This is a genomic window from Rathayibacter tanaceti (assembly GCF_009834165.1).
GTDB classification, from domain to species: domain Bacteria; phylum Actinomycetota; class Actinomycetes; order Actinomycetales; family Microbacteriaceae; genus Rathayibacter; species Rathayibacter tanaceti.
Genome location: NZ_CP047186.1, coordinates 1,665,023 through 1,687,475 on the forward strand (window position 1 = coordinate 1,665,023; position 22,453 = coordinate 1,687,475).

Here is a 22,453-nt window from a genome sequence, read left to right on the forward strand (position 1 = left end):
CGCCGCGCCTTCTCCCCGGATGCTTCTCTCGTGCGAGGGGCCTCGGCCCGTCGCGAATCCTTCCGCTCCCCCGGTCCCGTCGCTCACAGGGCGCGGGACTCCGGTTGCAGCTTCACTCGGAACTGACTATCCGACACGCGCTCCCCCGCGGTGCGACCGGTGGTCGTCTCGCAGTGGAGCGGAGACCCGGCGCGTCCATTCGCGGAACGCTGTCGATCTCCTGTGGCCCGGTGCTCGCCCGGTAAACCTTCTTCGCGTCGGTGCGGGATCCCCCGGACCGACGGCTCCGATTATCGCACGCATTCCCAGAGGCGCTGATCCGGCGCGTGCCATAATCCCCCGGTGTCCAGCGATTCCGGGGTGCGCGACGCCCCTACCCAGCCGCGCCCCGTCGTCTTCGCCGTCCTGCTGATCGTCCTCGGCGTCATCGGCTGGATCGCGGCGTTCGCCCTGACGAACGACAAGTTCGCGGCCCTGGAGAGCCCGGAGGCGGGCCTGGGCTGCGACTTCAGCCTGCTGGTGCAGTGCAGCGCCAATCTGGACTCGCCACAGGGCGCGATCTTCGGCTTCCCCAATCCGCTGATCGGAGTCGCCGCGTGGATCGCCCCGATCGTGGTGGGTGCCGGCCTGCTCGCGGGCGCCCGTTTCGACCGCTGGTTCTGGGCTGTCTTCAACCTCGGCTTCGTGCTGGCGCTGGTGTTCGTCGGCTGGTTGATCGCGACGAGTGTCTTCGCGCTCGGGACGCTCTGCCCCTGGTGCATGCTGACCTGGTCGGTCGTGATCCCGGGGTTCTGGCTCGTGACGCTGCGCAATCTGCGTGAGGGCGTGTTCCCCGTCCCTGCCGCTGTCCGCCGGGCCGCAGGCGCCGCCTACGGCTGGATCCCCTTCATCACTCTGGTCTGCTACCTCGGGATCGCGGTCATCGCGCAGCTCCGCCTGAACGTGCTCGCCTACCTCTGAAGCAGCGCTTCGGGAGGAGTGAGCGCGTCCTGCAGCGCGGGTCGCCGACGGCGGAGGGACTCAGGCGAACCAGAGTGCGAGCTCGCGCTCGGCGGACTCGACGCTGTCGGAGCCGTGGACCAGATTCTGCTGGACCGCGAGGCCCCAGTCGCGGCCGAGGTCACCGCGGATGGTGCCGGGAACGGCGGTCGTCGGGTCCGTCGTGCCGGCCAGAGCTCGGAAGCCCTCGATCACGCGGTCGCCCGCGATACGGAGGGCCACGATCGGGCCGCTCTCCATGAACTCGACGAGTGGCTCGTAGAACGGCTTCCCCTCGTGCTCGGCGTAATGGGCCGCGAGCAGCGCACGGTCGGCCTCGACGAGCTTCACGTCGACGAGCGAGTAGCCCTTCGCCTCGATCCGGCGCAGGATCTCACCGGTCAGGTTGCGGGCGACACCGTCGGGCTTGACGAGGACGAGGGTCTCCTGGGTAGCCATGGTTCAGCGTTCTCCTTCGATGGGGTCGGTGGGCTCCCCCGCCCGACGCGCCTGGGCGTCGAGACGGGTGCCGGTCACCATGCAGTACGTCCACAGAGCGACGAAAGCGGCGCCGATGACGTACATGATGGGTACCAGCAGGCCCGACGCCACGATAACGAACTGCAGCGCCCAGCCGAGGCGGAACCCGAGCGGACGGCTCAGCAGCCCCAGGGTGGCTACGAGCGCGAGACAGACCACCGCGCCTCCCACCAGGACGATCACCGGATCGGCGACCTTCAGACCGAAGGCGACGAGCGTCGCGAGGAAGACGATGACCGACTCGAAGCCGAGCACGATCGAGCCCAGGCTCTCTCGCACGGTCCGGGCTCGGCGTGGGCGGCCGGCCCTCACGAGCCCAGCCAGCCCTCGTCGCGGGAGACGGTGAGCGTGTGGCCGACAAGGGTGATCGAGCCGGTGACCAGGAGAGCGCCCTTCTCGGTGCGGGCCGCGAGGAGCCGACCCGCCGTGAGAGCGCCGCGCGGATCCTCCGCGACCCGCACCGCGTCCGCGGGGAAGATCGTGCGTGCCAGGGCGGCGAGGTCCTCGGCAGGCAGTGCGCGCGCGCTCGGAGCCGTGGTGACGATCAGCTCATCCACGACCGGCAGGAGCTCTCGGAGGATCCCCTCGGCGTCCTTCTCGGCCAGCACGCCGAGCACGACCGTCACCCGGTCGAAGTCGAAGTAGCGGCCGAGTGCAGCGGCGAGCGACGCTGCTCCGTGCGGGTTGTGCGCGGCGTCGACGATCGTCCGCGGGGCGAGGCCGACGAGCTGGAGGCGCCCGGGCGAGCTCGCTGCCGCGAAGCCCTCGTCGAGCACATCGCCGGTGAGCTCCTGCGTACCTCCGCCGAGGAAGGCTTCGACCGCCGCGACCGCGACGGCCGCGTTCTCTGCCTGGTGGTCGCCGAAGAACGGCAGCAGCAGGTGCTCGTAGGTGGCCGCCAGGCCGCGGACGGTGACCACCTGGCCACCGACGGCGACGGTCGTCGAGTCGACGTCGAAGTCGGCGCCCTCGATCGCGATGGTCGACTCGGTGACCGCGGCCGCGTGTCGTAGCACCGCCTCCGCCTCGGGCGCCTGCCGTGCCGAGACGACGGACGCGAGCGGCTTCACGATGCCCGACTTCGTCCGCGCGATCTCCTCGACGGTGGAGCCGAGCCGATCGGTGTGGTCGAGCGCGATCGGCGTGAAGACGGCGACCTGCGCATCGGCGACGTTGGTGGAGTCCCACTCGCCCCCCATGCCGACCTCGATGACGGCGACGTCGATGGGAGCATCGGCGAAGGCCGCATAGGCGAGGACCGTGATCGCCTCGAAGAACGAGAGCGGAGCCTCGTCCTGCTCCGCGAGCTCGGCATCGGTCATGCGCAGATAGGGCTCGATGTCCTGCCAGTTGTCCGCGAGGCTGCGGTCCGAGATCGGCTCGCCGTCGATCACGATGCGCTCGTTGACGCGCTCGAGGTGCGGGCTGGTGAAGAGGCCCACGCGGAGCCCGTGAGCCCTCAGCAGGCTCTCAATCATCCGGCTGGTGGAGGTCTTGCCATTGGTGCCGGCGATCTGGATGACCGGATAGGCGCGCTGCGGGTCTCCGAGGATCTCCACGGCGCGACGGGTCGGCGCCAGGCGCGGGCGGACGCTCGCCTCGCCGAGGCGATCCAGGAGCGCCGCGTAGACGGCGTTCGCGGCGTCGCGGTCGGCGGAATCGCCCTCGACCGGATCAGACATCGGCGGCCTCGACTTTCTCGACGCGGATGATAGCGGTGCCCGCGGGTCCGAACGTGATCGCACCCTCGCCGCCCTCGAGCGCGACAGTGAGCGGGGTGAACGAGCAACCGGTGGCGAGGGTCTCCTCGGCGATCCAGAGCGCGTGCGGCTCGAGTGCGCGCAGGCTCGGCTCGTCCAGCACGACCTCCAGGACGATCCGATCGCTGACCTCGAAGCCCGCCGCCTTGCGAGCGTCCTGCACGGCGCGGATGAGATCGCGGGCGAGGCCCTCCGCCTCGAGCTCGGGCGTGGTCGCGGTGTCGAGCAGGACGAAGCCGCCGTGCGGCAGCAGGGCGATGGCGCGGTCGTCGCCGGCCGAGCCGCCGACCTCGAGCGTCAGCTCGTACTCCCCCTCGACCAGGTCGACGCCGCCTGCGGTGACGACACCCTCCGTCTCGCTCCAGTCCCCCGTCTTCGCCGCGCGGATCACGGCCTGCACCCCCTTGCCGAGTCGTGGACCGGCAGCGCGCGCATTCACGGCGAGCCGGGAGGTGACTCCGTAGGCGGCGGCGCTGGAGTCGACGAGCGGCACCAGCGACACCTGCTTGACGTTCAGTTCGTCGCGGAGGATCGCCTCGAAGGGCGCCAGCTCGGCGGCGTCGGTGACCACGACCGTCAGGCGCGCGAGGGGCAGCCGGACGCGGAGCCCGGCCTGCTTGCGGAGCGAGAGGGCCGTCGACGAGATGGCGCGCACGGCATCCATCGCGTGCACGAGCGCGTCGTCGACGGGGAACTCGTCCGCCTCTGGCCAGTCGGTCAGGTGCACGCTGCGACCGCCCGTGAGGCCCTGCCAGACTTCCTCGGTGACGAGCGGGAGGAGCGGCGCGGCGACCCGGCACACGGTCTCGAGGACCGTGAAGAGGGTGTCGAACGCCTCAGAGCCGCGGCCGTCGGCGTCGACGCCCTGCCAGAACCGGCCGCGCGAGCGGCGGACATACCAGTTGGTGAGTACGTCGGCGAAGTCGCGCAGCGCGGCGGCCGCGAGTGTCGAGTCGAGGCCCTCGAGGTGTGCGGTGACCGTGGCCACGAGGTCGTGCGTCTTGGCCAGGAGGTAGCGGTCGAGCACATCCTCGGAGTCGGTGCGCCGGGTCGCCTGGTAGCCGCCGCCCGCCGAAGCGTTGGCGTAGAGCGAGAAGAAGTACCAGGTGCTCCACAGCGGCAGCAGCACCTGGCGCACGCCCTCGCGGATCCCTTCCTCGGTGACCACGAGGTTGCCTCCGCGCAGCACCGGGCTCGACATGAGGAACCAGCGCATCGCGTCGGAGCCGTCGCGGTCGAAGACCTCCGCCACATCGGGGTAATTGCGCAGCGACTTCGACATCTTCTGTCCGTCTTCGCCGAGGACGATGCCGTGGCTGACCACGTTGCGGAATGCGGGCCGGTCGAAGAGCGCGGTCGACAGCACATGGAGCGTGTAGAACCAGCCGCGGGTCTGCCCGATGTACTCGACGATGAAGTCGGCCGGGTTGTGGGTGTCGAACCAGTCGGCGTTCTCGAACGGGTAGTGCACCTGCGCGAAGGGCATCGATCCGGAGTCGAACCAGACGTCGAGGACGTCGCTGATCCGCCGCATGGTCGAGCGACCGGTGGGGTCGTCCGGGTTCGGCCGGGTGAGCTCGTCGATGAACGGGCGGTGCAGGTCGTCGGGGCGCACGCCGAAGTCACGCTCGAGCTCGTCCAGGGAGCCGTACACGTCGATCCGCGGGTACTCGGGGTCGTCGCTCTTCCACACCGGTATCGGCGAGCCGAAGTAGCGGTTGCGGCTGATGGACCAGTCGCGCGCTCCCGAGAGCCACTTGCCGAACTGGCCGTCCTTGACGTTTTCGGGGACCCAAGTGATTCCCTGGTTGAGCTCCTCCATCCGGTCGCGGATCGCGGTGACCCGGACGAACCAGCTCGAGACCGCCTTGTAGATCAGCGGATTGCGGCAGCGCCAGCAGTGCGGGTAGGAGTGCTCGTAGCTGGCCTGGCGGAGCAGGCGGTGCCCTGCTCGCAGCAGCTGCGTGAGCGGCTTGTTCGCCTCGAACACCTGGAGGCCCGCGACCTCGGCGATCTGCGGCAGGAATCGCCCACCGTCGTCGACGGAGATGATCACGGGGATGCCCGCCGCCTCGCACACCTTCTGGTCGTCCTCGCCGTAGGCAGGGGCCTGGTGCACGATGCCCGTGCCCTCGCTCGTGGTGACGTAGTCGGCGACGAGGACTCGCCACGCGTTCTGCGTGCCCCAGGCCTCGGTGTCGGCGTAGTGGTCCCACAGGCGGTCGTAGCTGATCCCCTCCAGCTCGGAGCCGCGGTGGGTGCGCGAGACGGCGGCCAGGGCCGACTCCGGGTCCGGATAGCCGAGGTCCTTCGCGTAGGCGCCGACCTGGTCGATGGCCAGGAGGTACTCAGCCGAGAGCTCGCGCTCCTCGGGCTCGCCCCTGCCGTCGGCCGCGCCGTCCGGGCCGGCGGGCACCACGGCGTACTCGATGTCGGGGCCGACGGCGAGAGCCATGTTGGTGGGCAGCGTCCACGGAGTCGTGGTCCACGCCAGCGCGCGCACCGCCGTGAGCTGCAACGCCTCGGCCGTCTCGCCCACCAGGGGGAAGGTGACGGTGACCGTCTGGTCCTGGCGGGCCTTGTAGACGTCGTCGTCCATCCGCAGCTCGTGGTTCGACAGCGGGGTCTGATCGCGCCAGCAGTAGGGCAGGACCCGGTGGCCCTCGTAGGCGAGGCCCTTGTCGTAGAGCTGCTTGAACGCCCAGATCACCGACTCCATGAAGGAGGGGTCGAGCGTCTTGTAGTCGTCGTCGAAGTCGACCCAGCGCGCCTGACGGGTGACGTACTCCTGCCACTCCCCCGTGTAGCGCAGCACCGACTCCTTCGCCGCGGCGTTGAAGGCCGCGACGCCCATCTCCTCGATCTGGGACTTGTCGGTGATGCCCAGCTGCCGCTCCGCCTCGAGCTCGGCGGGCAGCCCGTGGGTGTCCCAGCCGAAGCGGCGGTGCACCTGCTTCCCGCGCATCGTCTCGAAGCGGGGGAAGACGTCCTTCGCGTAGCCGGTGAGGAGGTGCCCGTAGTGCGGCAGACCGTTGGCGAAGGGCGGGCCGTCGTAGAACACCCACTCCGGTGCGCCCTCGCGCTGTCGGATCGACTCCCGGAAGGTGTCGTCCGCCTTCCAGTAGGCCAGCACATGCTCCTCGATCTCGGGGAAGCGCGGCGACGGAGTCACCCCGAGGCCGAACGCGGAGCCCTCGGCGGGCTCGGCACCGTGCGGGGTGGGCGGGGTCAGGGGGTAGGTCACGTGCGGTCTCCTGGCAGTGCTGCTGGTCTGCACGAGGACGGCCCGCCCGGATCTCAGACCCCGGGCCGGGTCGCGGTACCACCTCGCTTGGACCGGTCGGCCGGATCCTCCCGGAGGAGCTCCCGCTGACGCGTTCCCACTCGATCGGCTGTCACGGGCCGCACCCGTCCGGTTCTACTGGGCGCAGGCCGGGACCGGCGCCGTTCTTCCGGAGACTCGCCGGTGATGGCCGGGTCGAAGTCGTCCAGTCGATATCCTAGCGCGTCGACGGATGCGGAGCAGGAGCGGTCATGGTGCCAGGAATGCAGCGGGGACGGCCGCGCGCGTCGTCGCGCTCGATGCTCGAGGACGCGGCGCTGGACCTGTTCGTGGAGCAGAGCTACGCAGGCACCACGATCGAGCAGATCGCCCAGCGCGCCGGGGTCTCACGGAATACGTTCTTCAATTACTTCGACTCCAAGAGCGACGTCTTCTGGGTTCTGGTCGACGACAGGCTGGCCGAGCTCCCGGATGCTCTCGCCGCGGTCCCGACGGAGCGTCCGGTGATGGAGGCGCTCCGCGAGGCCCTGCTCGCGATCGGCGCCGGCTTCGGACCCGCGACGGTGCCGTGGGTGCTCACGCAGTCCGAGCTGATCGGGAGTGTGCACGAGCTGCAGGCGTCCGCCCTCTCGAGGCTCGCGCGGCAGGCCGCGGTCATCGCGCGGTTCGTCGAGGAGCGCGCGGCGCGTCCGCTGCCCTCCCACCTCACCCGGGCGATCGCCTACGCGAGCGTCGGAGCCGCCGTGGCGGCCGTGCAGGCGTGGGCCGGCGCGGGAGCGACCCGCGGGGAGCTGGTGCCCTACCTCGACGAGGCGCTCGCGCCCGTGTGCGCCGGCTTCGCCGCTTCGCTCGGCTGAACTCCCTCCCTCGCTCGCCCGACCCGCCTCGGGAGGCGACTCCGAGGCTCGCGGTAGGATCGGGACGGCCGGTGAGCGCCCCGCTCCGGAGCCACCATCCAGGCACCATCACCACCGACACGGTGCCGCCCATAGCGAACCGGAGCATCATGAACCACGCCGACCGCCTCCCTGCGAAGCCCGCCCTCGAAGGCCTCGAGAGCACGTGGGGGCTGCGCTGGCAGACCGACGGCACCTACCGGTTCGACCGCACCGGGCTCACCCGCGAGCACGTGTACTCGATCGACACCCCGCCGCCCACCGCGTCCGGCTCGCTCCACATCGGGCACGTGTTCTCCTACACGCACACCGACGTCGTCGCACGATTCCAGCGGATGAGCGGCAAGCACGTGTTCTACCCGATGGGCTGGGACGACAACGGCCTGCCCACCGAGCGCCGCGTGCAGAACTACTACGGCGTGCGCTGCGACCCGACCCTGCCGTACGATCCCGGATTCACACCTCCGTTCGAGGGCGGCGACACCAAGAGCAGCAGGGCCGCGGATCAGAAGCCGATCTCGCGCCGCAACTTCATCGAGCTCTGCGAACGCCTCACCGTCGAAGACGAGAAGCAGTTCGAGGACGTCTGGCGAACGCTGGGGCTCTCGGTCGACTGGTCGCAGAGCTACCGCACCATCGGAGACGAGTCGCAGGCCGCCTCCCAGCGCGCCTTCCTCCGCAACCTCGCCCGCGGCGAGGCGTACCAGGCCCAGGCTCCCACCCTCTGGGACATCACGTTCCGGACCGCCGTCGCGCAGGCCGAGCTCGAGGACAAGGATCAACCCGGCGCCTACCACCGGCTCGGCTTCCACCGCGACGGAGCCGAGGACGTCTTCATCGAGACGACCCGACCGGAGCTCCTGCCCGCCTGCGTCGCGCTCGTCGCGCATCCCGACGACGAGCGGTATCAGGCGCTCTTCGGCACGACCGTCCGCACGCCGCTCTTCGACGTCGAGGTGCCGGTGCTCGCCCACCACCTCGCGCAGAAGGACAAGGGCTCGGGCATCGCGATGATCTGCACCTTCGGCGACATCACCGATGTCGTGTGGTGGCGCGAACTCGACCTGCCGAACCGCGCGATCATCGGCTTCGACGGCCGGCTCGTGTCGGAGGCGCCCGCGGTGATCACCAGCCCGGCCGGCCGCGAGGCCTACTCCCAGCTCGCCGGCAAGACGGTCTTCTCGGCCAAGCAGGCTGTTGTGGCGCTGCTCACCGAATCGGGCGAGATGGTGGGCGATCCCCGCCCCATCACCCATCAGGTGAAGTTCTTCGAGAAGGGCGACAAGCCGCTCGAGATCGTCTCGACCCGTCAGTGGTACATCACCAATGGCGCACGTGACGCCGCCCTCTCGGAGCGTCTGCTGGAGCTCGGCCGGGACGTACGCTTCGTGCCCGAGTTCATGCGCGTGCGCTACGAGAACTGGGTGAACGGACTCTCAGGCGACTGGCTGATCTCACGCCAGCGCTTCTTCGGCGTGCCGATCCCCGTCTGGTATCCGCTCGACGGCGACGGCAACCCCGTCTTCGACTCGCCGATCGTGCCGGACGAGGCGGCTCTGCCGGTCGATCCGTCCAGTGACCCGGCCCCCGGCTACTCCGAGGACCAGCGCGGAGTCGCGGGTGGGTTCCAGGGCGAGCTCGACGTGATGGACACCTGGGCGACCTCCTCGCTGACCCCGCAGCTCGCAGGCGGCTGGGAGCGCGACGACGAGCTCTGGCAGCTCGTCGCTCCCTACGACCTGCGCCCGCAGGGTCAGGACATCATCCGCACCTGGCTCTTCTCGACCCTCCTACGCTCGCAGCTGGAGGACGGTAGGGCGCCGTGGCGCACCGCCACCGTCTCGGGCTTCATCGTCGACCCCGACCGCAAGAAGATGTCGAAGTCGAAGGGCAACGTCGTTACCCCCGCCGCGATGCTGGAGCAGCACGGCTCCGATGCGGTGCGCTACTGGGCCGCCTCCTCGCGTCTGGGAACCGACGCCGCGTTCGACCCGCAGAACCCGACGCAGATCAAGATCGGCCGCCGCCTGGCGATCAAGATCCTCAACGCCGCCAAGTTCATCCACGGTTTCCCGCTCGCCGAGAGCGCCGGAGTCGCCGACCCGCTCGACCTCAGCATGCTCGCCACGCTCGACACAGTGATCGCCGAGGCGACGAGCGCTCTCGAGAACTACGACCACGCCCGCGCTCTCGAGACGATCGAGGCGTTCTTCTGGACGTTCTGCGACGACTACCTCGAGCTGGTGAAGGAGCGCGCGTACGGCGAGGACGGTGTCTCCGCTGCCGCTGCCCTGCACCGGGCGCTCGACGCTCTGCAGCGCCTGTTCGCGCCGTTCCTGCCCTTCGCGACGGAGGAGACGTGGTCGTGGTCGCACGACGACTCGGTGCACCTGCGACCGTGGCCGACCGTCGCAGGCCTCGGCGGCGACCCGGCCGTGCTCGCCGCGGCGAGCACCGTCCTCACCGCCGTCCGCCGAGCGAAGACCGACGCGAAGGCCTCGCAGAAGACACCGGCACGCTCGGCCGTGGTCACCGCTCCGGCGCCGCTGGTCGCCTCTCTGCGCCTCGCCGCAGGCGACCTCGCCGCCGTCGGACGGATCGCGCAACTCGAGTTCGCCGAGGGCGACGAGCTCACGGTGAGCGTCGAGCTCGAGACCGAGGCGTAGGAGGCTCCCCCGGGAGGCGGGACGACCCGCCTCCCCCCGCAGCGACGAGAGGAAGACCGATGCAGCTCGGAACCCGGTGGACGCTCGGCGGCACGCCGCCGCAGACCCTGCCCGAGATCGTGGTCACCGCGATCCGCGATGTCGAAGGAGAGCTGGCCGCGGCCGGCACCACGACGACCGACTGGCACTGGACGCTCACGTGGCTCGAGGGCCGCCCGGTGCTCGAGCTCGATGACGGCACGACCATCACCCACCGCGCCGACGAGGATGCCGCGTACATCACGCAGCCGCAGGGGCGTGTCGATGACGAGGACGACGACTGGGGCTGAGCCCCACGGCGCGGGGCCGCGCCGTCCGCCTCCCTCGCAGCCCTAGGCTCACAGGGTGAGCGCTCCCGATCCCGTCGCCGTCCTGCTCGAGCCCAGCGTCCTCCCGCACGGCCTCCCCAACTTCGCCTCCGTCGATCCGGAGGCGTACCGGCCGGCCTTCCTTGAGGCGATGCGGAGGCACCGGGCCGAGATCGAGGCCATCGCCGGGTCGTCCGAGTCCCCGTCCATCGAGAACACTCTCGTCGCCCTGGAGCGCGCGGGCCGCGAGCTGCGCCGAGTGAGCGCCGTCTTCTTCACCGTCAGCGCCTCAGACCGCACACCGCTGACCGACGCTCTGGAGGCGGAGCTCGCGCCGCTCCTGTCGGCCCACGACGACGCTGTCACTCTCGAACCCCGCCTCTTCTCGCGCTTGCGCGACCTCGCCGACAGGGCGCCCTCGCTCGGGCTGGACGCCGAGACCGCCTACCTCCTCGAGCGGCGGCTCGCCGGATTCGAACGGGCGGGTGCCCTTCTCGACGACGACGGCAAGGCGCGGCTCCGCGAGCTCAACGAGCAGCTCTCGAGCCTCACCACGCGCTTCGAGAAGAATCTGCTCGCCGAGTCGAACGATCGCGCCGTGCTGATCACCGACCCGGCCGAACTGGACGGGCTCGACGCCTCCGACCTTTCGTCCGCCGCGCGCGCGGCCGAGAGCCGCGGCGAGACGGGATGGCTGATCGCCCTCCCCCTCTACTCGGGGCATCCCTGGCTGTCGCGACTGCGCGACCGCGGCGTCCGCGAACGTCTCCTGCGCGCCTCGACGGGTCGCGCCTCCGAGGGCGGACAGCACGACAACGCCGCTCTGGTGCAGCAGATCGCCGGGCTCCGCGCCGAACGGGCCGGACTGCTCGGCTTCTCCTCGCACGCGGACTTCGTGATCTCGGGACAGACCGCAGGCTCACCCGAGCGGGTCCTCACCCTCCTGCACACGCTCGCTGCTCCTGCCGCTCGCAATGTTCGCGTAGAACTCGAGCGCATGCAGGAGCTCGCCGACGCCGAGCAGGACGCGGCGGGCAGCCCGCGCTTCACGCTCGAGCCGTGGGACCGTGCCTACTACGAGGAGCGGGTGCGCACCGAGAGCTATGCGGTGGACTCAGGGGCCCTCCGCCCCTACTTCGAGCTGGAGCGCGTGCTGCACGACGGCGTCTTCGCCGCCGCGACGGCCCTCTACGGCATCCGCTTCGTCGAGCGGCCCGACCTCCTCGGCTACAGCGCGCACGTCCGCGTCGTCGAGGTGCTCGAGGAGGACGGTGCGCCGCTGGGACTGTTCCTGTTCGATCCGTTCACCCGCGACAGCAAGCGAGGAGGCGCGTGGATGAACTCGCTCTCCTCGCGGACGTCGCTCCTGGGCGACTCGGCCGTCGTCGTCAACAACCTCAACCTGTCCGCCCCGGCCCCGGGCGAGCCCGCCCTGCTCGGCCTCGACGAGGTCAGGACCCTCTTCCACGAGTTCGGCCACGCGCTGCACGGGCTCTTCGCGAGCACGCGCTATCCGCGTTTCGCCGGCACCGCCGTCTTCCGCGACTTCGTCGAGTTCCCGAGCCAGGTGAACGAGATGTGGGCGCTGCGGCCCGAACTGCTCGAGTCGTACGCCCGGCACGTCGAGACCGGCGAGCAGCTGCCGTCCGGGACCGTCGAGCGGCTGGAGGCGGCCACCCTCTGGGGCGAGGGCTTCTCGACAAGCGAGTACCTCGCCTCTGCCCTGCTCGACCTCGCCTGGCATGCGCTGCCCGCCCCGGTCGAGCCGCGTGACGTGGCTGCCTTCGAGGAGGAAGTACTCGCCGGAGCCGGACTCCTTCTGCCTGCGGTACCGCCCCGGTACCGCAGCACCTACTTCGCCCACGTGTTCTCGGGAGGCTACTCGGCGGGGTACTACTCGTACATCTGGAGCGAGATACTCGACGCCGACACCGGCGAGTGGTTCGAGGAGACCGGGGGCCTGACGCGCGAAGCCGGGGAGCGGTTCCGACGAGGGCTGCTCGCGCTCGGCGGATCCCGCGACCCGCTCGACGCGTACCGTGCCTTTCGTGGCCGTGACGCTCGCACCGAGCCCCTTCTCGAGCGGCGCGGGCTCGTCTAGAGACGACGCGCGGGGACGACCCAGGCGAGGACCACGAGTCCGACGACGAGTCCCCAGAACGCGGATCCGATCCCGGCGATCGACGTGCCTGAGGCGGTGACCAGGAGAGTGGCGGCGGCTGCGAGCCGCAGCCGGGGCTCCTCGACCGCGGACTGAACGGCAGAGACGAACACTCCCAGGAGCGCGAGTCCGGCGACCGCTTCGATCAGCAGAGGGCTTGCCGACGAGACCAGTGCGGCGGCCGCTCCCGCCACGAGGCCCAGCACCAGATAGGAGGCGCCCGCCGACACCGAAGCGATCCAGCGCTGTTCCGGCCGCGGCGAGGCCTCGGGCCCTGCGGTCAGAGCCGCGCTCAGAGCAGCGAAGTTGACCGGTACTCCCCCGAACACGGCGGCGACGCCCGAAAGTGCTCCCGAAGACACGATGCCCGCTCGGGCGTGCGCGTCGTAGCCGAAACTCGACAGCACGGCGATCCCCGGGATGTTTTGCCCCGCCATCGTGACGACGTAGAGCGGCAGACCGACGCCCACCATCGCCCCGATCTCGAACACCGGTGCGACGAACTGCGGCACAGGGAGAAGCGGCGCACCCGCCAGTGCGGAACCGTCGGTCACCAGGAGCAGCACGATCGCGAGCGCGATCGCGGCCGGTACCGCCCAGCGCGGCAGCAGCCGCACGAGCAACAGCCAGAGCACGATCACCGGGACCGCGAGGACGGGGATCTCGACTGCGGCACGGACCGGCGCCAGAACGAGGGGGAACAGGATGCCGGCGAGCATCGCGGTGGCGAGCGGTCGCGGGATGCGCGCCACGAGCCTCCCGAGTGCCGGCCAGAGCCCGGTCACGACGAGCAGGGCGGAGGCGACGAGGAATGCGCCGACCGCGCGGTCGAACCCGCCGGGCAGCGTCGCCGTGGCGGCGAGGAGGGCTGCTCCCGGGGTGCTCCACGCGAAGGTCATCGGCACTCGGTAGCGCAGGCTCAGCAGAATGCAGAGCAGTCCCTGCAGCACGCAGACCGCAAGGAGCCCCGAGGCCGCCTGCGAGTCGGTGGCACCGACCGCGACGACTCCCGCGAGGACGATCGCGAACGAGCTCGAGAAGCCGGTGAGGGCGGCGACGACTCCGGCGAGCAGCGGCTGGACGATGGCGGAGCCTCCGGTCGGGACGAGCCGCGGCCCTCGGCCGTCGGGCGCACCGGGGGCGCGCCCTGCCAGAGTAGGGACGGTGCCGCGCCGGGCTCAGCGATCAGGCGGGCCAATCTCGGCCAACTGGCGCGCAGCCGGACGTGCTCAGCGCCGGGTTTTGCGGTTCAGGCGCTCTTCTCCTGGCGGCGCGGAGCGTGCGGCACGATCGTCGGAGCGGCGTTGTCGAGCACGGCCTCACGGGTCACGACGACGCGGGCGACCTCGTCCGACGAGGGCACCTCGAACATGATCGGCCCGAGGACCTCCTCGAGGATCGCGCGGAGCCCTCGGGCCCCGGTCTGGCGCAGCACGGCCAGATCTGCGATCGCTTCGAGCGCGCCGCGGTCGAACTCGAGCTCGACTCCATCGATCTCGAACATCCGCTGGTACTGCTTCACGAGCGCATTGCGAGGTTCGGTGAGGATCTGCATCAGCGCATCCTGATCGAGCTGCGTCACCGTGGTCACCACGGGGAGGCGGCCGATGAACTCGGGGATCAGCCCGAACTTGTGCAGGTCCTCCGGGAGGACCTCGCTGAAGATGTTGATCTCGTCTTCCTTGTTGTGCAGGGGGGCACCGAAGCCGATGCCGCGCTTCCCCGCTCGAGAGGAGATGATGTCCTCCAGCCCGGCGAACGCTCCCGCCACGATGAAGAGGACGTTCGTCGTGTCGATCTGGATGAACTCCTGGTGCGGGTGTTTGCGCCCGCCCTGCGGCGGCACCGAGGCGACCGTCCCCTCAAGGATCTTGAGCAGCGCCTGCTGCACGCCCTCACCGGAGACGTCACGGGTGATCGAGGGATTCTCGGCCTTCCGCGCGATCTTGTCGACCTCGTCGATGTAGATGATGCCGGACTCTGCCCGCTTGACGTCGTAGTCTGCGGCCTGGATGAGCTTCAGGAGGATGTTCTCGACGTCCTCGCCGACGTAGCCCGCCTCGGTGAGGGCCGTGGCGTCCGCCACCGCGAAGGGCACGTTCAGCCGCTTCGCCAGGGTCTGCGCGAGGTACGTCTTGCCGCAGCCCGTCGGGCCGATCAGCAGAATGTTGCTCTTCGCGATCTCGACCTCGTCATGGATCGCGTCGGCCGCCGTGATGGTGTTGCGGGCGCGGACACGCTTGTAGTGGTTGTAGACCGCGACCGCGAGCGCCCGCTTGGCCTGGTCCTGCCCGATCACGTACTCCTCGAGAAAGCCGTAGATCTCCTTCGGCTTCGGCAGATCGAACTCGTGGCTCGTCTCTTCGCTCGACTCCGAGAGCCGCTCCTCGATGATCTCGTTGCAGAGCTCGACGCACTCGTCGCAGATGTAGACACCCGGCCCTGCGATCAGCTGCTGGACCTGCTTCTGGCTCTTGCCGCAGAAGGAGCACTTCAGCAGGTCGGCGCTTTCGCCAATACGTGCCACGGGGATGCCCCACTTCCTTGTCGTGCGTTGATCGGTCGTGCGTCGGTCGAGTCGTGCGCGGAGCGACGACGCCCCGGCAGTGAGAACAGTGCCGTCCCACCGAGCTGTGCTCCGAGCCTAGCCGCTGAGGCACGACGCCTCGGCAGGCGGGCCGGATTGGCCGCGCCTTGCGCTGAGTGTGGCGCTTTGCTACGGCACGACAGCAGACACGGAGGGGCCGGGCGGCGGATCGCTCCGACGCCCGGCCCCTCCGAACGGTGCTCAGACCGTGAGAGCCGGAAGGCTCTTGCGGCTGGTGAGGACCTGGTCGATCAGTCCGTACTCGAGCGCATCGCTCGCGCCGAGGATCTTGTCGCGGTCGATGTCCTTCTTCACCTGCTCGATCGAGCGGTTCGAGTGACTCGACAGGGTCTCCTCCAGCCACTCGCGCATACGCATGATCTCGGCCGCCTGGATCTCGATGTCCGAGGCCTGGCCTCCGCCCTGCTGGACGGCCGGCTGGTGGATCAGGATGCGCGCGTTGGGTAGAGCGAGCCGCTTGCCGGGCGTTCCCGCGGCGGTCAGCACAGCAGCGGCCGAAGCGGCCTGGCCGAGGACCACGGTCTGGATGTGCGGACGGATGTACTGCATCGTGTCGTAGATCGCCGTCATCGCGGTGAAGGATCCGCCGGGCGAGTTGATGTACATCACGATGTCGCGGTCCGGGTCCTGGCTCTCGAGCACGAGGAGCTGGGCCATGATGTCGTCCGCGGACGCGTCGTCGACCTGCACTCCGAGGAAGATGATGCGGTCTTCGAAGAGCTTGGCGTACGGATCCTGGCGCTTGTAGCCGTAGGCCGTGCGCTCTTCGAAGGTGGGGAGGATGTAGCGCGAGGACGGCGCGGCTCCCGAGCCGAAAGCCGTTCCGCCGAAGGTGGGTGTGGTCATTGTCTGTTCCTGATCTCTCGGCGCGTTCGCTGGACTAGTCGGCGATGGCGGTTCCGCCACCGCCGGCGACGTCGGTCGCCGAGGAGCGGATGTGGTCGACGAAGCCGTACTCGAGAGCCTCCTCGGCACTGAACCAGCGGTCACGGTCACCATCCTCGTTGACCTGCTCGACAGTCTTGCCGGTCGCCTTCGCGGTGATCTCGGCGAGGCGCTTCTTCATGTCGAGGATGAGCTGCGCCTGGGTCTGGATGTCGGAGGCGGTGCCACCGAAGCCACCGTGCGGCTGGTGCAGGAGCACGCGGGCGTTGGGCGTGATGTAGCGCTTGCCCTGGGTACCGGCGGTGAGCAGGAGCTGGCCCATCGAGGCCGCCATCCCGATGCCCACGGTCACGATGTCGTTCGGGACGAACTGCATCGTGTCGTAGATCGCCATGCCCGCGGTGATCGAGCCACCGGGCGAGTTGATGTAGAGGTAGATGTCCCGCTCGGCGTCCTCAGCCGCGAGCAGCAGGAGCTTCGCGGCGATCTCGTTGGCGTTCTCGTCGCGCACCTCGGAACCGAGCCAGATGATCCGGTCCTTCAGGAGGCGGTCGAAAACACTGTTGGGCATAACCATGTCGGCCATGTATTGCTCCGTTTCAGTTGTCGCTTCGGAGGCGAATCTATCGGACGCCGCCAGGCCGATCCGCCCGTGTTCGCCGGGGGCGGAGCGGGAGGGGTCCGTGTTCGCCCGGGGCGGACCGAGCATCCGGAAACGGCAGGAGCCGCCCTCCGACGGATCGGGGGCGGCTCCTGGTCGTGCTCGCGGCGACTACTCCGCGGCCGGGGTCTCCTCGGCGGGAGCTGCGGCCTTCTTCTTGGCCGGCGCACGCTTCTTCTTCGGAGCCGGGGCGGGCTCCTCCTCGGCGGCGATCTGCTCGGCGTCGGGCTCGGCGGGCACCTCGGCGTCGGCGGCGGCCTGGGCCTCCTCGACGACCTCGGCCTCGTCCGAGGCGACGGCCTCGTCGGCGGAATCGCCCGCCTCGCCGTCGCCCGGCACCGCGGTGAACGCAGTCAGGTCGACGGCGTTGCCCTCGGTGTCGGTGACCTTCGCCTTGCCCAGGACGATCGCGAGTGCCTTGTTGCGGGCGACCTCGCCGACCATCTGGCCGATCTGGTTGTTCTCGGAGAGGATCTTGATGAACTCGTTCGGCTCCATGCCGTACTGCGCCGCACCCTGGATGAGGTACTGCGTCAGCTCGTCCTGGCTGACCTGGACCTTCTCCTGCTCGACGATGTGGTCGAGGAGGATCTGGGTCCTGAAGGTCTTCTCGCTGGCCTCGGCCACCTCGGCGCGGTGCGCCTCGTCCTCCAGGCGGTTCTCGCCCTCGAGGTGGCGGTGCACCTCGTCCTCGACGAGCGCCGCCGGGACGGGGATCTCGACGAGCGCGAGGAGAGCGTCGACGAGCTTCTCGCGCGCCTCGCCGCCCTGGCTGAAGGTCTTCTGTTGAGCGGCCTGCTCCTTGAGCGACTCGCGCAGCTCGGCGATGGTGTCGAACTCGCTCGCGATCTGCGCGAAGTCGTCGTCGGCCTCGGGGAGCTCGCGCTCCTTCACCGCTGTGAGCGTGACGGCGATCTCGGCCTGCTCGCCGGCGTGGTCGCCGCCGAGCAGCGGCGCGGTGAAGGTGGTGCTCTCGCCCGCGGTCAGCGAATCCAGCGCCTCGTCGATGCCCTCGATCAGCTCGCCCGAGCCGAGCTCGTACGAGATCGCGTTGGCGGTGTCGACCTCGACGCCGTCGATCGAGGCGACCAGGTCGATCTGCGCGAAGTCGCCGGTGGTGGCGGGGCGGTCGACGGTGACCAGCGTGCCGAAGCGGCTGCGGAGCTTGTCGAGCTCTGCGTCGACGTCGTCGTCGGCGATCGCGGCCGCCTCGACGGTGAGCGCGATGCCCTCGTACTCCGGGACGGTGATCTCGGGGCGCACGTCCACTTCGATGGCGAGCTCGAGGTCGCCGGTGAAGTCCTTGTCGTTCGGCCAGGTCACGATGTCGGCCTGGGGGCGGCCCAGCGGGCGCACCTCCGACTCGCGGACGGCCTCGCGGTAGAAGCCGTCGAGGCCCTCGTTCACCGCGTGCTCGAGCACGGCGGCCTTGCCGACGCGCTGGTCGACGATCGCCGGCGGGACCTTGCCCTTGCGGAAGCCGGGGACGTTGATCTGCTCGGCGATGTGGCCGTAGGCGTGGGTGATGCTGGGGCCGAGCTCGTCCGGGGTGACCGAAATCGCGAGCTTCACGCGCGTCGGGCTCAGCTTTTCTACCGTGGTCTTCACGTGAGGGGATCTCCTGTGCTGGTTGGTGTCGGCGCCGGATGACCGGTCGTCACGGGTCGATGTCGTCACGATGAGTTCTCGTGGTCGGGGCGACAGGATTCGAACCTGCGACCTCCCGCTCCCAAAGCGGGCGCTCTAGCCAAGCTGAGCTACGCCCCGGATGCGCGGGCCTGGGGACCGTGCGGTGAGACTCTCGTCGAGCCGTCCCCGCACGTCCGCTCGCGCGACACGCCGAAATGGCCTTCGCAAGTGTACTGCACAGCAGCCGCGGCGGCCGGAACTGCGCGACGGCTCCGGCAGCGGGCGTGTGCGATGTCGGCGACGGCCGACGGATGTACTACTGTGTTCTGGTGCCCGTTCGCGAGAGCGGGTCATCCAATCCGAGATCCGGAGCCTGAGGCTCTCGGCCTCGCGATTCGGGGCTGTAGCTTAGTGGTAAAGCCTCTGTCTTCCAAACAGATGATGCGAGTTCGATTCTCGTCAGCCCCTCCGTTTTCCTCTTGCCTGGCACGAACGGGTCCGCGCGCGAGCGGGTCTTTCTGGCACGAACGGTTCCGTCTGGCACGAACAGAGCCGCTGTGCACGAACGGGGCTGCCCGGCGCGACCGTGTTCGGCAAGAACGGCCTCCTTTCCTCGAACCGTCCCTCACCCTCCCGCGTCAGTGGTCCGCTTCCCGGTGCTCCTGCGCGAGTCCGAGGTAGGAGGCGGCGTTCCGGCGGATGTCCGCCCGCTCCTGCTCCGTCAGCTCCCGACGAACCTTCGCCGGGACGCCGGCGACGAGGGAGCCGGGCGGCACGACCGTCCCCTCCAGCACCACCGCGCCGGCGGCGACGAGGGAGCCGGTGCCGATGACGGCGCCGTTGAGGACGGTCGCGTTCATCCCCACGAGCACCTCGTCCTCGACGGTGCAGCCATGCAGGACCGCGTTGTGACCGACCGAGACGCCCGCACCGATGACGGCGTCCCTGCCCGCGTCGACGTGCACGACCACCCCGTCCTGCAGGTTGCTGCCCTCTCCCACCTCGATCCGCGCGTGCTCGGCGCGCAGGACGGCGCCGTACCAGACGCTCACGCGCTCGCGGAGGCCGACCGAGCCGACGAGCGTCGCGCCGGGGGCGATCCAGGCGGACGGCGCGATCTGCGGTGTCCGGCCGCCGGGCAGGGAGAGCACGCGTGCGCCCTCGGCGGGAATCGATGCCATCTCGATGGTCCTCTCGGGTCGTGAAACGTGGACCACGGCGTCAGCGCCGGGCGCGGAGCCAGGCCAGGACGGCCAGGACGCGCCGGTGGTCGGAGCCCGAATCCTCGAGCCCGAGCTTCTGGAAGATCGCGGTCACGTTCTTCTCGACAGCCCCCACTCCGACGAAAAGAGCGGAGGCGATCCCCGCGTTGGTGCGGCCCTGCGCCATCTGCTCGAGCACCTCTCGCTCGCGAGGCGTGAGCGCGGCCAGTGGGTCGCGGTTGCGCTGCAGCAGGGAGGCGACGACCTGCGGGTCGAGGACCGTCCCGCCTGCCGCGACCCGCTCGACAGCGTCGCGCAGCTCCTCCAACGAGGCGACGCGGTCCTTGAGCAGGTAGCCGAGGCCGCCCTCGCCCGAGCCGAGCAGCTCCTGTGCGTAGGTCACCTCGACGTACTGGCTGAGCAGAAGAACGGCGATGCCCGGGTGGCGACGACGGATCTCGAGCGCAGCACGGACGCCCTCGTCACGGAAGGTCGGCGGCATCCGCACATCGAGCACGGCGACATCCACGGAGCCCGGGTCGCGGACGAGGACCGCGAGCAGGCTGTCTGCGTCGCCGAACGCGCCGACCGAGGCGAAACCGGCGTCCTCGAAGAGACGGACCAGGCCCTCGCGGAGAAGCACAGAATCCTCGGCGATGGCGACGCGGATCACGGACACCACCTCAGGATAGGACGGGCCGGTACGGCACGTGGACGCCGATCGCGGTGGGGCCGCCGACTGGGGACTGGACGGCGATCACCCCGCGCAGTCCCCGCACGCGACCGCTGACCCCCTCGAGGCCGTGTCCTGTGACCGGTACGGCACCGCCCACTCCGTCGTCGACCACCCATGCATCGAGCCAGCGCTCCCCCGCTGCACCCGCCTCCCGGGAGTCGAGGTGCACCTTGATCGAGCGCGCAGACGCATGCTTGGAGGCGTTCGCGAGCAGCTCTGCGATCACGAAGTAGACGCTGCGCTCGACCTCCGGGGGCAGATCGGTCACCGGGTGCTCGGTGACGACCTCGACCGGGGCCGGGCTGAGGGCGGCGAGCGACTGCACGGCGGCCTCGAGGCCTCGGTCCTGGAGGATCGGCGGCGCGACTCCGCGGGAGAGTGCGCGCAGCTCGTCGAGGGCGGTCCCCACGTGCTCGCGCGCCTCGTCGACGAGCCGGGCGGCCGAGTCCGGATCGCTGGCGAGGCGGTTCCGAGCGGAGGCGAGATCCATCTGCACGCGGATCAGACGCTGCTGCGGGCCGTCGTGGATGTCGCGCTCGAGCTGCCGCAGCCCCCGGTCCTCGGCGGCGACGGCTGCGCCGCGCGACGCACTGAGCTCGGCGACCTCGCGCTGCAGCGCCTCCGACTCCCAGGGCCCGAGCAGCAGGCGATCGACGAGGTAGCGCGCCAGGGTGAGCCCGCGGGTGGCGAACGGGAGGGTGGAGATGAACAGGACCGTCATCGCGACCGCCGCCGCCGAGACGAACCCGGCCGGCGGCCCCGGCAGGCCGAGGACGGAGGTGCCGACACCGAGGACGAGTTCGACCGGGCTCACCGCGGCGGTCCCGTCGAGGGCGGAGACCAGCGTGCCGATCCCCGTCCAGCTCCACAGCGCGAGAACGGCGCCGAAGACGAGGGCGAGCATCGGGGCGACGAGGATCGTGTGCAGCAGTGCCAGCCAGTAGTGCCCGTCGATGACCGGGCCGTAGAAGGCGAAGGTGGCGGGCGAGACCGAGGCGGGCGGACGGCGCCACTGCGGATCCGGCACCGCCGGTCTGCCTGCCAGGACATCGAGCCGCCGAGCTCCGCGCGAGAAGAAGCGACCGGTGTGCAGGGCGGCGGGGAAGAAGGCCAGGCCGATCAGCACTCCGACGAGACCGACCGCGAGAGCGAGCGCGACGGTGGCGCAGAAAGAGCCGACCAGTGCGAGCGGAACCGCGAGCACCAGCGAGAGCGCCTCCCGCGGCATCCGACGCCAGAGCTGCAAGTACCCGCGGATCGCCTCACCGAGGGCCGTCGGTGCCGCGCTCATCCGATCCTCCTCGCACCCGCGACCGCCGCGGTGACCGCTCGAGCGTAGCGGCGGAGGCCGCGCGAGACCCGGGGTGGGCCGCCGGATCAGTGCTCCTCGCGGCCAGGTGAGCCTCTCCTTCTCCCGACTGAGCCGAGCCTGCGCTTGCTTGCGACGCCCCAGGATCTGCGTACTGTTGACGATCAGTCACCCCCTCTCGAAAGGAACAGACGATGTCCACCACATCCGTCACGTCGCTCACCTCGTCGAACCCGGATGTCGCATCCGGAGTCGCGCAGTTCCTCAGCCCCGTCGTCGTCGAGATGACGGCTCTCGCGGTCAACGGCAAGCAGGCGCACTGGCACGTCCGTGGCGCCAACTTCATTGGCGTGCACGAGCTGCTCGACACGATCGTCGCGCACTCGATCGAGTGGGCCGACCTCGCGGCCGAACGGGTCGTCGCCCTCGGCCTGCCCGTCGACGCACGCATTCAGACGGTCGCGTCCGCTACGCAGTCCGAGCCGCTCACCCCAGGATTCCAGCGCTCCGAGAACGCGATCGTCGAGATCATCCGCCAGATGGACGTCGCGATCGCGACCGTCAACACGGCGATCGCCGAGCTCGCCGAGATCGACGCGAGCAGCCAGGACGTCGCGATTGAGATCGGCCGCGGCCTCGAGAAGGACCGCTGGTTCCTCTTCGCTCACGTCAGCGAGAGCTGAGAACCGGTCCCCCGCACGGCCCGCTGGATCCACGGATCCGGCGGGCCGTGCGTCGTTCCAGGACGTGCCTGGCGCGGTGAGCGGCCACCCGCGCCGCTGGTGCGTCGCC

Annotated in this window: 18 protein-coding genes and 2 tRNA genes; 7 read left to right on the plus strand and 13 right to left on the minus strand. The window is 70.0% G+C overall.

Going from position 1 to position 22,453, the window contains the following annotated elements:
* The first annotated feature begins 342 nt into the window (after positions 1-342).
* On the plus strand, positions 343-960 hold the full coding sequence (locus tag GSU10_RS07825) for a vitamin K epoxide reductase family protein (RefSeq protein ID WP_241972887.1): 618 nt from the start codon (positions 343-345) through the stop codon (positions 958-960).
* A gap of 60 nt (positions 961-1,020) precedes the next feature.
* Here GSU10_RS07825 and ndk read toward each other — a convergent pair whose 3' ends face one another.
* From ndk to ileS, 4 genes are read right to left on the minus strand one after another with little or no spacing between them, the layout of a single operon-like run.
* Positions 1,021-1,437, minus strand: a complete 417-nt coding sequence (ndk, locus tag GSU10_RS07830; RefSeq protein ID WP_068207332.1) for a nucleoside-diphosphate kinase — start codon at positions 1,435-1,437, stop codon at positions 1,021-1,023.
* 3 nt (positions 1,438-1,440) lie between these two features.
* Complete coding sequence (locus GSU10_RS07835; protein ID WP_236713477.1) at positions 1,441-1,797, minus strand: DUF4233 domain-containing protein; 357 nt, start codon at positions 1,795-1,797, stop codon at positions 1,441-1,443.
* Between the two features lie 29 nt (positions 1,798-1,826).
* The gene (locus tag GSU10_RS07840; protein WP_132504277.1) at positions 1,827-3,200 is read right to left on the minus strand and encodes a bifunctional folylpolyglutamate synthase/dihydrofolate synthase; all 1,374 of its coding nucleotides are present in this window, start codon (positions 3,198-3,200) and stop codon (positions 1,827-1,829) included.
* Entirely contained in the window at positions 3,193-6,522 is a 3,330-nt protein-coding gene (ileS, locus tag GSU10_RS07845; RefSeq protein ID WP_199220811.1) for an isoleucine--tRNA ligase, read from the minus strand. The genes GSU10_RS07840 and ileS overlap by 8 nt, the downstream gene beginning before the upstream one ends.
* Before the next feature lie 290 nt (positions 6,523-6,812).
* Here ileS and GSU10_RS07850 point away from each other — a divergent pair, with 290 nt between their 5' ends.
* The 4 genes from GSU10_RS07850 (at position 6,813) to GSU10_RS07865 (ending at position 12,571) form a co-directional block, all read left to right on the plus strand.
* A complete protein-coding gene (locus tag GSU10_RS07850; protein WP_068207338.1) occupies positions 6,813-7,418 on the plus strand; it encodes a TetR/AcrR family transcriptional regulator in 606 nt (201 codons plus the stop codon).
* Between the two features lie 149 nt (positions 7,419-7,567).
* Entirely contained in the window at positions 7,568-10,123 is a 2,556-nt protein-coding gene (gene valS, locus GSU10_RS07855) for a valine--tRNA ligase (protein WP_132504437.1), read from the plus strand.
* A gap of 59 nt (positions 10,124-10,182) precedes the next feature.
* On the plus strand, positions 10,183-10,452 hold the full coding sequence (locus GSU10_RS07860; RefSeq protein ID WP_068207341.1) for a hypothetical protein: 270 nt from the start codon (positions 10,183-10,185) through the stop codon (positions 10,450-10,452).
* Between the two features lie 55 nt (positions 10,453-10,507).
* Positions 10,508-12,571, plus strand: coding sequence for a M3 family metallopeptidase (locus GSU10_RS07865; protein ID WP_241972886.1), 2,064 nt, complete (start codon positions 10,508-10,510; stop codon positions 12,569-12,571).
* On the opposite strand, the gene GSU10_RS07870 is transcribed toward GSU10_RS07865, so the two are convergent.
* The 6 genes from GSU10_RS07870 to GSU10_RS07895 form a co-directional block, all read right to left on the minus strand.
* Complete coding sequence (locus GSU10_RS07870) at positions 12,568-13,785, minus strand: benzoate/H(+) symporter BenE family transporter (protein ID WP_082844905.1); 1,218 nt, start codon at positions 13,783-13,785, stop codon at positions 12,568-12,570. The two genes, GSU10_RS07865 and GSU10_RS07870, sit on opposite strands and share 4 nt — an antisense overlap.
* Positions 13,786-13,880: 95 nt before the next feature.
* Positions 13,881-15,158, minus strand: coding sequence for an ATP-dependent Clp protease ATP-binding subunit ClpX (clpX, locus tag GSU10_RS07875; protein ID WP_132504275.1), 1,278 nt, complete (start codon positions 15,156-15,158; stop codon positions 13,881-13,883).
* 261 nt (positions 15,159-15,419) lie between these two features.
* Entirely contained in the window at positions 15,420-16,085 is a 666-nt protein-coding gene (locus GSU10_RS07880) for an ATP-dependent Clp protease proteolytic subunit (protein ID WP_068207347.1), read from the minus strand.
* Between the two features lie 34 nt (positions 16,086-16,119).
* On the minus strand, positions 16,120-16,710 hold the full coding sequence (locus tag GSU10_RS07885) for an ATP-dependent Clp protease proteolytic subunit (protein ID WP_068207349.1): 591 nt from the start codon (positions 16,708-16,710) through the stop codon (positions 16,120-16,122).
* A gap of 186 nt (positions 16,711-16,896) precedes the next feature.
* Positions 16,897-18,393 (minus strand): trigger factor, encoded by a 1,497-nt coding sequence (tig, locus tag GSU10_RS07890; RefSeq protein WP_132504273.1) that lies wholly within the window; start codon positions 18,391-18,393, stop codon positions 16,897-16,899.
* An 81-nt stretch (positions 18,394-18,474) separates the two neighbouring features.
* Positions 18,475-18,552, minus strand: a tRNA-Pro gene (locus tag GSU10_RS07895).
* A 259-nt stretch (positions 18,553-18,811) separates the two neighbouring features.
* Here GSU10_RS07895 and GSU10_RS07900 point away from each other — a divergent pair.
* Positions 18,812-18,882, plus strand: a tRNA-Gly gene (locus tag GSU10_RS07900).
* Between the two features lie 170 nt (positions 18,883-19,052).
* Here the strand turns inward: GSU10_RS07900 and GSU10_RS07905 are convergent.
* The 3 genes from GSU10_RS07905 to GSU10_RS07915 are packed head-to-tail and all read right to left on the minus strand — an operon-like array spanning position 19,053 to position 21,643.
* Positions 19,053-19,595 (minus strand): gamma carbonic anhydrase family protein, encoded by a 543-nt coding sequence (locus tag GSU10_RS07905; RefSeq protein WP_132504271.1) that lies wholly within the window; start codon positions 19,593-19,595, stop codon positions 19,053-19,055.
* 40 nt (positions 19,596-19,635) lie between these two features.
* The gene (locus GSU10_RS07910) at positions 19,636-20,295 is read right to left on the minus strand and encodes a response regulator transcription factor (protein ID WP_068207436.1); all 660 of its coding nucleotides are present in this window, start codon (positions 20,293-20,295) and stop codon (positions 19,636-19,638) included.
* A gap of 4 nt (positions 20,296-20,299) precedes the next feature.
* Positions 20,300-21,643, minus strand: a complete 1,344-nt coding sequence (locus tag GSU10_RS07915; RefSeq protein WP_068207351.1) for a sensor histidine kinase — start codon at positions 21,641-21,643, stop codon at positions 20,300-20,302.
* Between the two features lie 212 nt (positions 21,644-21,855).
* On the opposite strand from GSU10_RS07915, the gene GSU10_RS07920 reads away from it, so the two are divergent.
* Positions 21,856-22,344 (plus strand): Dps family protein, encoded by a 489-nt coding sequence (locus GSU10_RS07920; protein ID WP_068207354.1) that lies wholly within the window; start codon positions 21,856-21,858, stop codon positions 22,342-22,344.
* Positions 22,345-22,453: the final 109 nt, after the last annotated feature.